Raw genomic sequence first — 7,376 nt, 5'->3', positions numbered from 1 at the left:
TCGGTACCCCGATCCGGGTACCGATCGCGCACAGGCGGCGCAGCCGCCCCGAAGTTTGGAGTCACATGAACCGCATCGCCGACCCGACCGTGGTGATCGTGCCCGGTCTGCGCGACCACGTCGCCGACCACTGGCAGACCCTGCTCGCGGACAAGCTCGACCGAGTGCGCACGGTGCCGCCGCTCGAAAGTGACAAGCTCAGCGTGACGGCGCGGGTAGCTGCGCTCGACGCCGTGCTGAGCGACATCGCCGGTCCGGTCGTCCTGGTCGCCCACAGCGCGGGGGTCATGATCACGGTGCACTGGGCCCAGCAGCCGACCAGGGCGATCCAGGGTGCGCTGCTCGCGACCCCGGCGGACCTGGAACAGCCACTGCCCGAGGGGTACCCCAGTTTCGAGGACCTCGACCGAAACGGATGGAACCCCATCCCGCGGCGCCGCCTCCCGTTCCCGAGCATCGTCGCGGCGAGTGGTAACGACCCGCTCGGAGGCCACCGGCGGATCGCAGGCATGGCGGAGACGTGGGGCAGCCGACTCGTCGACCTCGGCGATGTCGGCCACCTGAATCCCGCGTCCGGCTACGGGTACTGGCCGCAGGCCGAGGAGCTTCTCGATGACCTGATGTGCGTGAAGGAGGCCGCTTCGTGACCCGGGTGTACGTGTCGGCGGCGGAGGCTGTGGCCGACATCGGCAACGGCGCGTCGCTGGCGGTGGGCGGGTTCGGACTGTGCGGCATCCCCGACGCGCTGATCGCGGCGATCGCAGACGGGTCGGCAACCGATCTCGAGGTGGCGTCGAACAACTGTGGCACCGACGGACACGGGCTCGGACTGTTGTTGGGGCATAAGCGGATCCGCCGGGTCATCGCCTCGTACGTCGGCGAGAACAAGGAGTTCGCCCGGCAGTACCTGGCGGGGGAGCTCGAGGTCGAACTGTCGCCCCAGGGCACGCTGGCCGAGCGGCTTCGCGCCGGCGGCGCCGGCATCCCGGCGTTCTTCACCCCGGCGGGGGTCGGTACCCCGGTCTCGGAGGGCGGGCTGCCGTGGCGCTACGCCGCGGACGGATCGGTTGCCGTGGCGTCGCCGCCGAAGGAGATCCGTGAGTACGCGGGCAAGCGGTACCTGCTCGAGGAATCGATCACTACCGACTTCTCGCTGGTGCACGCCGCGATCGGGGACACCGACGGCAACCTCGTGTTCAACCTGGCCGCGCGCAACTTCAACCCGCTCGCCGCGATGGCCGGAAGGGTCTGCATCGCACAGGTGGAGACCCTGGTGCAGCCCGGAGTGCTGGACCCGGGGCAGGTGCACCTGCCGGGGATCTTCGTCGACCGCATCGTCGCAACGGGATTGCAGGACAAGCAGATCGAGAAGCGCACGGTGACGGCGCGGAAGGAGGCCGCCGCATGAGCGCGACGGTGACCGAAGTGGTGGGCTGGACTCGTGCACAGATGGCGGCGCGGGCCGCCGCCGAATTGCAGGCCGGGGAGTACGTCAATCTCGGCATCGGTCTGCCGACGCTGATCCCGAATCACCTCCCGCGGGGGTTGGAGGTGGTCCTGCACAGCGAGAACGGGATCCTCGGTACCGGGGCCTACCCGGACGAGGACGCGGTGGACGCGGACCTGATCAACGCGGGCAAGGAAACCGTCACGGTCAATCCGGGTGCCGCGTTCTTCGATTCCGCGCTGTCGTTCGGGATGATCCGGGGTGGGCACATCGACACCGCCGTGCTCGGCGGGATGCAGGTCTCCGAGTCCGGCGACCTGGCGAACTGGATGGTTCCCGGCGCGATGGTCAAGGGGATGGGCGGGGCGATGGATCTCGTTCACGGCGCCCGCCGTGTCATCGTGCTCATGGAGCACACGGACAAGTCGGGCTCGCCGAAGATCGTGCGCGAGTGCAGCCTTCCGCTCACCGGTCAGGGCGTCGTGCACCGGATCATCACCGACCTCGCGGTCATCGACGTGACCGAGGCGGGTCTGGTGCTGCGCGAATGCGCGCCCGGGGTGACCGAGGACTGCGTGCGCGCGGCCACCGACGCCCCGCTCACCCTCATCCGTCCCGACGACCGAAAGTGAGTTCCGCGTGCTGAACCTGTCCATGCTGCTGGAGGATTCCGCCCGCCGGTACCCCGACCGCGATGCCATCGTTCTCGGCGACGAACGGATGACCTATGCGGAGCTGAACGCCGAAGCCGATCGGGTGGCGAACCTGCTCGTCGCCCGCGGCATCGAGCCGGGGGACCGGGTGGCGATGTCCCTTCCGAACCTGCCGCAGTTCCCGATCGTCTACTACGGCATCCTCAAGGCCGGCGCGGTGGTGGTTCCCCTCAACGTCATGCTCAAGGGTCGCGAGATCGCCTACCACCTGGCCGATTCCGGAGCCCAGGCGTACTTCTGCTTCGAGGGCACCGCCGACCTGCCGATGGGGGAGTTCGGTCGCGCCGGATTCTCGGCGACGGAGGGCTGCCGCGAGATGTTCCTCCTCGCCGCCGGTGCGGAGGCCGCGACGCCGGCCGACGGCGTCACCACGCTGGCCGCGGCCCTGGCGGACATGCCGGCGGAGGCGGAGTCGGTGGTGCGCGAGGCGGGCGACACCGCGGTGATCCTCTACACCAGCGGCACGACCGGCAACCCCAAGGGCGCCGAGCTCACCCACTCCAACATGGTGATGAACGCGGCCACGGCCAACCGATTGTTCGACAGCAACCCGACTCGCCGCGACACGTACCTGGTGACTCTGCCGCTGTTCCACTCGTTCGGGCAGACCGTCGTGATGAACGCCGGACTCGCGGTCGGCGCCACCCTCGTGATGCTGCCCCGATTCGACGCAGCGGCGGCCCTGCGGCTGATGATCGACGAGGCCGTCACCGTGTTCGCGGGCGTCCCGACGATGTACTGGGCCCTGCTGGGTGCTCTCGACGCGGCGAAGACCGGCACCGCCGGTGGCGTCGACGTCGACCGGATCGCCGGCACCATGCGCCGGGCCATCTCCGGCGGCGCGGCGTTGCCGGTGGAGATCCTCACCCGGTTCGCCGAGCGGTTCGGAGTGCAGATCCTCGAGGGCTACGGCCTGTCCGAGACCTCCCCGCTCGCGCTGTTCAGTGACCCCGAGCGCGAACCGCGTCCCGGTTCGATCGGCGTGCCGGTGTGGGGCATCGAGGCACGACTTGTCGATCAGGACTGGAACACCGTGTCGGGCCCGGACGTGATCGGGGAGATCGCGTTGCGGGGGCACAACGTCATGGCAGGCTACCTCGATCGCCCCGAGGCGACCGCTGAGGCGATGCGGGACGGGTGGCTGCGGACCGGCGACCTGGCCCGCCGCGACGACGACGGCTTCTACTACATCGTCGACCGCGCAAAGGATCTCATCGTGCGGGGTGGGTTCAACGTATATCCTCGCGAGATCGAAGAAGTCCTGCTGACGCACGAGGCCGTCTCGCTGGTCGCGGTAGTCGGCGTCCCGCACGAGAGCCACGGCGAGGAGATCAAGGCGTTCGTGATCCTCGAGCCGGACGCGCAGATCACCGATAGCGAACTGATCAGCTGGTGCAAGGACCAGATGGCGAGCTACAAGTACCCGCGTTGCATCGAGTTCGCCACCGTCCTGCCCATGACCGCGACCGGGAAGATCCTCAAGCGCGAACTCTCCGGGATGGTCGCCGCCACAAGTTGACTGCCCGCCGCGGGGCGCTAGCGCGCACCGCGGCGCACCAGCCTGACGAGGTCGCCCGCGGGTCCCTCGAGTTGGCGGGGTGGGCGCCACACGGCCCGCAGCGTGCGGTGCAGGTCGAGTCCGTCCACCTCCACCGCCTTCACGTCTCCCGACTCGAGCTGGTCCGCGACGGCCAGGGTGCTGAGTACGGCCGGGCCGACACCGCTGAGCACGCTCGTCCGGATGGCTGCTGCGCTCCCGAGTTCGAGAAGTGGTGCTGCCCGGTCATATTCGTGCAGTGCGACGTCGAGGGTGGTGCGGGTTCCGGATCCGGGTTCGCGGACCACGAGTGGGGTGCCGGCCAGCTCGGCGACGGACAGCGTCCGCCTGCGCCGTGCCCACGGGTGGTCGGGGTGGACGACGACGATCAGCCTGTCGCGGGCGACCGCGACGCTGTGCAGCGGGCGCGGCACCGTCGGGGACTCGATGAACCCGATGTCGCAGGATCCGGCCGTCACATCGGCGAACACCTGCGTGGAGTTCCGAACCTGCAGGTGGATGGTCACGTTCGGATCCACCTGACGGAACTGTCCGAGCCACCGGGGCATGAGATGCTCCGCAACAGTCATGCTCGCGCTGATGGTCAGCTCGGCGGCCCGCTTCTCACGCATGCCCTCGGCGACGTCCAGCAGCCGACGGGCGTCGGTGAGCACCTGCCTCGACCAGTGTGCGATCACGGTGCCCTCCGGCGTCAATGTCGACCCGGTCGGTTTTCGCTGCAGCAGCGCCGTGCCGACCTGTGCCTCGAGTCGTTTGATCGCGCGGCTGGCGTTCGGCTGCGCGATTCCGGCGACTTTGGCGGCGGCACTGAGGCTTCCGTGATCGTCGACCCCTACAAGGAGCTCGAGGACATCGAGATCCGGCCATCGAGAAGACATTCGAATATTATATGCCCACCGACATTGATATATCAGTTTGATATGGGGCAATGGCGAATCGAGGGCTACCCGGAACTGTCGGTGTGGCGAAGAGTTGCAGGCATGTCCCAAGAAGTGCACGCAGCCTCCCGAAACCACCAGCCGGCGGCCGGCCGAGAGGCCGATGGTCAGTCCCGACCGCGGGCGGTAGGCATTGCGACGGGCGTGGGCCTGTGCGCCGTCGGCGCCGCGATCGCCATGGGGCTCGGGCGTCTGGTCCCCGCGGTGAATCCGATGTTGATCGCCATCGTGCTGGGCGCGCTGGTGGCGAATCTCGTTGCCATCCCGGGGTGGATCCGGCCGGGATTGGACTTCTCGTCCAAGCGACTGCTCCGGGTGGGCGTCGCGCTTCTCGGGCTGCAGTTGATGTTCAGCGACGTCATCGACCTCGGCTGGGGAGTGATCGCCGTCGTGGTGGCGATCGTGGTCCTCGGAATGGCGGGAACCATGTATGCCGGCAAGCTGCTCGGGTTGTCGTGGACGCAACGGGTGCTCATCGCGTGCGGATTCTCGATCTGCGGTGCGGCGGCGGTGGCGGCCGCCGACGGCGTGGTCGACGCGAAGGAGGAGGAACTTCTCACCGCGGTCGCCCTGGTGGTGGTCTTCGGCACGCTGATGATCCCGACGATCCCGCTCCTGTCCCACGCCCTCGGACTGACCGATCGGCAGGCGGGGATGTGGGCCGGCGGTTCCATCCACGAGGTCGCGCAGGTGGTTGCCGCCGGTGGTGTCATCGGTGGGGGCGCGCTCGCGGTCGCGACGGTCGTCAAGCTGGCCCGGGTGCTGATGCTGGCACCGGTGATGGCGTATCTCGGTGCGCGCGAACGTCGAGTGTCGAAGGGGGAGCGAACGAATGCCGCTCTTCCGCCCCTGGTTCCGATGTTTGTGGTCGCCTTCATCGGCTGCGTGGCGCTGCGTTCCTCGGGGGTCCTGCCGGATGCCGTGATCGCACAGGCCAAGGTGTTGCAGACGGCGCTGCTGACGGCCGCCATGTTCGCGCTGGGACTCGGGGTCCGGGTGTCGCTGCTGCGCTCGGTCGGGCCGCGCCCGTTCGTGCTCGCGGCCCTGTCCACCGTGTGGGTCGCCGCCGTCGCCCTGGTCGGGGTCTGGATCGTCGGCTAGCGCTGTGAGCCTCGGAGATGTTGCAGCAGGTGGGTGTTGAGTGACTCGGCCGCGGTGTCGGGGATCCAGTGCGAAATGCCTTCGAGTTCGACGTATGTCATGGGGGCGGTGACGTGCTGCCCGGTCGCTCGTGCGGCCTCCGGCCCGAGGTAGTCGTCGTCGGTCGACCAGACGTACAAGGTGGGGACTTCGATGGCGCCGACGGGAGGTTGTTCGTCGAACGCGGTCGCGCGGTAGTAGTTCAGGCTCGCGGTCAGGGCTCCTCGATCGGAGAGTACGTCGAGGTAGTCCGCTGTGTGGTCGTCGGGCAACTCGCGGTACAGATTTCGAAGCCCCGTGGCATCGGAGGCGAGGAGCAGGTCCTCCGCGATGCCGGGTTGGCGCAGCAGCGAGGCGTACGCGGATCGTTGCGCCTGATCGCCGCCGAGTTCATCGTGCAGGGCCGCCGTGAACGCCGTCGGATGCGGGGTGGACACGACGGTGAGGGTCCTCAGTTTCTCCGGGTGCCGACCGGCGAGGTGCCAGGCGACGATGCCACCCCAGTCGTGGCCGACGAGGTCGAACGTGTCGGCGCCGAGCGCGTTCGCCACCGCGAGGACATCGCCGACGAGGTGTTCGATCGCGTAGGCGTCGACCGACTCGGGGCGTGCGCCCGGCGAGTAGCCACGCTGATCGAAGGCGACCGCCCGACAACCGTTCGCGGCGAGCGCCGCCAGCGTCGCGTCCCAGGCCCGGGACGTCTGCGGAAATCCGTGGAGCAGCAGGACCAGTCGACCCTCGCGAGGGCCCGCCGCGCGGCAACGGAAGGTCATGCCGTCGCAGGTGATGTCCGAGTGCTCGATGTTCATGTCCGTCAGTCCTCCGATGGTTCGACGCGGTGGCCGCTGATCAATTCGTGTAGCGCCCGGGCGACCCGCCGCTCCGCCGCGGCATCCCGCATCAGGCGACTGGCCTGGTGGTAGGCCAGGACCATCCCGGTGAGCTCGAAGGCCAGCTGGCCCGCGTCGGTCTCCGGGTGCAGCTCACCCGCGTTCGTGGCGTCTGTGATCGTGCTCTCGAGCAGAGCCCGCCAGGACTGGTGGAGTTCGGCGAGCCGGTCGCGGACCCTGCCCGGCCGGTCGTCGAATTCCATTGCGGCAGAGAGGAGCAGGCATCCGCCCGGCATTGACGAGTTCGTCCAATCCACCCAGAGTTCGAGCAGTCGTTGCAGCCGCGACAGCGGGGAGTCCGCGTCGGCCGCGGGCGCGACAACGGCGGAGGCGAAGCGTTCTGCCGCCGAATCCACGACCGCGAGCTGGAGGGCCTCCTTGGACCGGAAGTGGGCGTAGAGGCCGCTCTTGGAGATCTGCACGTCGGTTGCCAGCGTGCCGATCGAGACGTCGCTCAGGCCTCGAACGCTGGCCAGGCGGCTGCCGTGTTCCAGGATCACCGCCCGAGTCCTTGCCGCTTTCGAAGCCATGTCCACAAAATAGCACGGTCGTGCTTTTTTTGGTTCCGGTGTTCCCCGCGGGCCTTGGGTCCGCCGCGCCGGACCCGGGCGGGCCAACCCAAAAGACAAATTTGGCGCCCCCACAGAATCCGACCCCCGGGGGGGCCCGGACCCGAAACGCGGGAACAGC

The 7,376-nt window shown here is 68.7% G+C and carries 8 protein-coding genes; 5 read left to right on the top strand and 3 right to left on the bottom strand.

From position 1 onward, the window contains the following. The first annotated feature begins 65 nt into the window (after nucleotides 1–65). The 4 genes from ACFXGJ_RS23525 to ACFXGJ_RS23510 are packed head-to-tail and all read left to right on the top strand — an operon-like array spanning nucleotide 66 to nucleotide 3,679. Nucleotides 66–647, top strand: coding sequence for an RBBP9/YdeN family alpha/beta hydrolase (locus ACFXGJ_RS23525; protein ID WP_378625629.1), 582 nt, complete (start codon nucleotides 66–68; stop codon nucleotides 645–647). Continuing rightward, nucleotides 644–1,408, top strand: a complete 765-nt coding sequence (locus tag ACFXGJ_RS23520; protein ID WP_378625627.1) for a CoA transferase subunit A — start codon at nucleotides 644–646, stop codon at nucleotides 1,406–1,408. Before ACFXGJ_RS23525 ends, ACFXGJ_RS23520 begins: the two co-directional genes overlap by 4 nt. Next, complete coding sequence (locus tag ACFXGJ_RS23515) at nucleotides 1,405–2,079, top strand: 3-oxoacid CoA-transferase subunit B (RefSeq protein WP_378625625.1); 675 nt, start codon at nucleotides 1,405–1,407, stop codon at nucleotides 2,077–2,079. The genes ACFXGJ_RS23520 and ACFXGJ_RS23515 overlap by 4 nt, the downstream gene beginning before the upstream one ends. A gap of 7 nt (nucleotides 2,080–2,086) precedes the next feature. Next, complete coding sequence (locus ACFXGJ_RS23510) at nucleotides 2,087–3,679, top strand: long-chain fatty acid--CoA ligase (RefSeq protein WP_378625621.1); 1,593 nt, start codon at nucleotides 2,087–2,089, stop codon at nucleotides 3,677–3,679. Between the two features lie 17 nt (nucleotides 3,680–3,696). On the opposite strand, the gene ACFXGJ_RS23505 is transcribed toward ACFXGJ_RS23510, so the two are convergent. Next, nucleotides 3,697–4,596: a LysR family transcriptional regulator gene (locus ACFXGJ_RS23505; RefSeq protein WP_378625618.1), complete on the bottom strand. Its 900-nt coding sequence runs from the start codon at nucleotides 4,594–4,596 to the stop codon at nucleotides 3,697–3,699. Nucleotides 4,597–4,698: 102 nt separating this feature from the next. Between ACFXGJ_RS23505 and ACFXGJ_RS23500 the strand changes: the two genes are divergently transcribed. Continuing rightward, nucleotides 4,699–5,757 (top strand): YeiH family protein, encoded by a 1,059-nt coding sequence (locus tag ACFXGJ_RS23500; protein ID WP_378625615.1) that lies wholly within the window; start codon nucleotides 4,699–4,701, stop codon nucleotides 5,755–5,757. Here the strand turns inward: ACFXGJ_RS23500 and ACFXGJ_RS23495 are convergent. Both ACFXGJ_RS23495 and ACFXGJ_RS23490 read right to left on the bottom strand, forming a co-directional pair. After that, nucleotides 5,754–6,605 (bottom strand): alpha/beta fold hydrolase, encoded by an 852-nt coding sequence (locus tag ACFXGJ_RS23495; protein WP_378625612.1) that lies wholly within the window; start codon nucleotides 6,603–6,605, stop codon nucleotides 5,754–5,756. The two genes, ACFXGJ_RS23500 and ACFXGJ_RS23495, sit on opposite strands and share 4 nt — an antisense overlap. Before the next feature lie 5 nt (nucleotides 6,606–6,610). Continuing rightward, on the bottom strand, nucleotides 6,611–7,216 hold the full coding sequence (locus ACFXGJ_RS23490; protein ID WP_378625609.1) for a TetR/AcrR family transcriptional regulator: 606 nt from the start codon (nucleotides 7,214–7,216) through the stop codon (nucleotides 6,611–6,613). Between the last annotated feature and the right edge of the window lie 160 nt (nucleotides 7,217–7,376).

This window comes from Rhodococcus sp. NPDC059234 (assembly GCF_042754225.1).
Classification (GTDB): domain Bacteria; phylum Actinomycetota; class Actinomycetes; order Mycobacteriales; family Mycobacteriaceae; genus Rhodococcus_G.
This window is presented reverse-complemented; position numbering and strand designations above follow the sequence as displayed.

Bases quoted from the DNA above. Each gene is read 5' to 3' on its own strand.
- ACFXGJ_RS23525 (WP_378625629.1), top strand. From the start codon at position 66: ATGAACCGCATCGCCGACCCGACCGTGGTGATCGTGCCCGGTCTGCGC.
- ACFXGJ_RS23515 (WP_378625625.1), top strand. From the start codon at position 1,405: ATGAGCGCGACGGTGACCGAAGTGGTGGGCTGGACTCGTGCACAGATG.
- ACFXGJ_RS23505 (WP_378625618.1), bottom strand. From the start codon at position 4,596: ATGTCTTCTCGATGGCCGGATCTCGATGTCCTCGAGCTCCTTGTAGGG.
- ACFXGJ_RS23500 (WP_378625615.1), top strand. From the start codon at position 4,699: ATGTCCCAAGAAGTGCACGCAGCCTCCCGAAACCACCAGCCGGCGGCC.
- ACFXGJ_RS23495 (WP_378625612.1), bottom strand. From the start codon at position 6,605: ATGAACATCGAGCACTCGGACATCACCTGCGACGGCATGACCTTCCGT.
- ACFXGJ_RS23490 (WP_378625609.1), bottom strand. From the start codon at position 7,216: ATGGCTTCGAAAGCGGCAAGGACTCGGGCGGTGATCCTGGAACACGGC.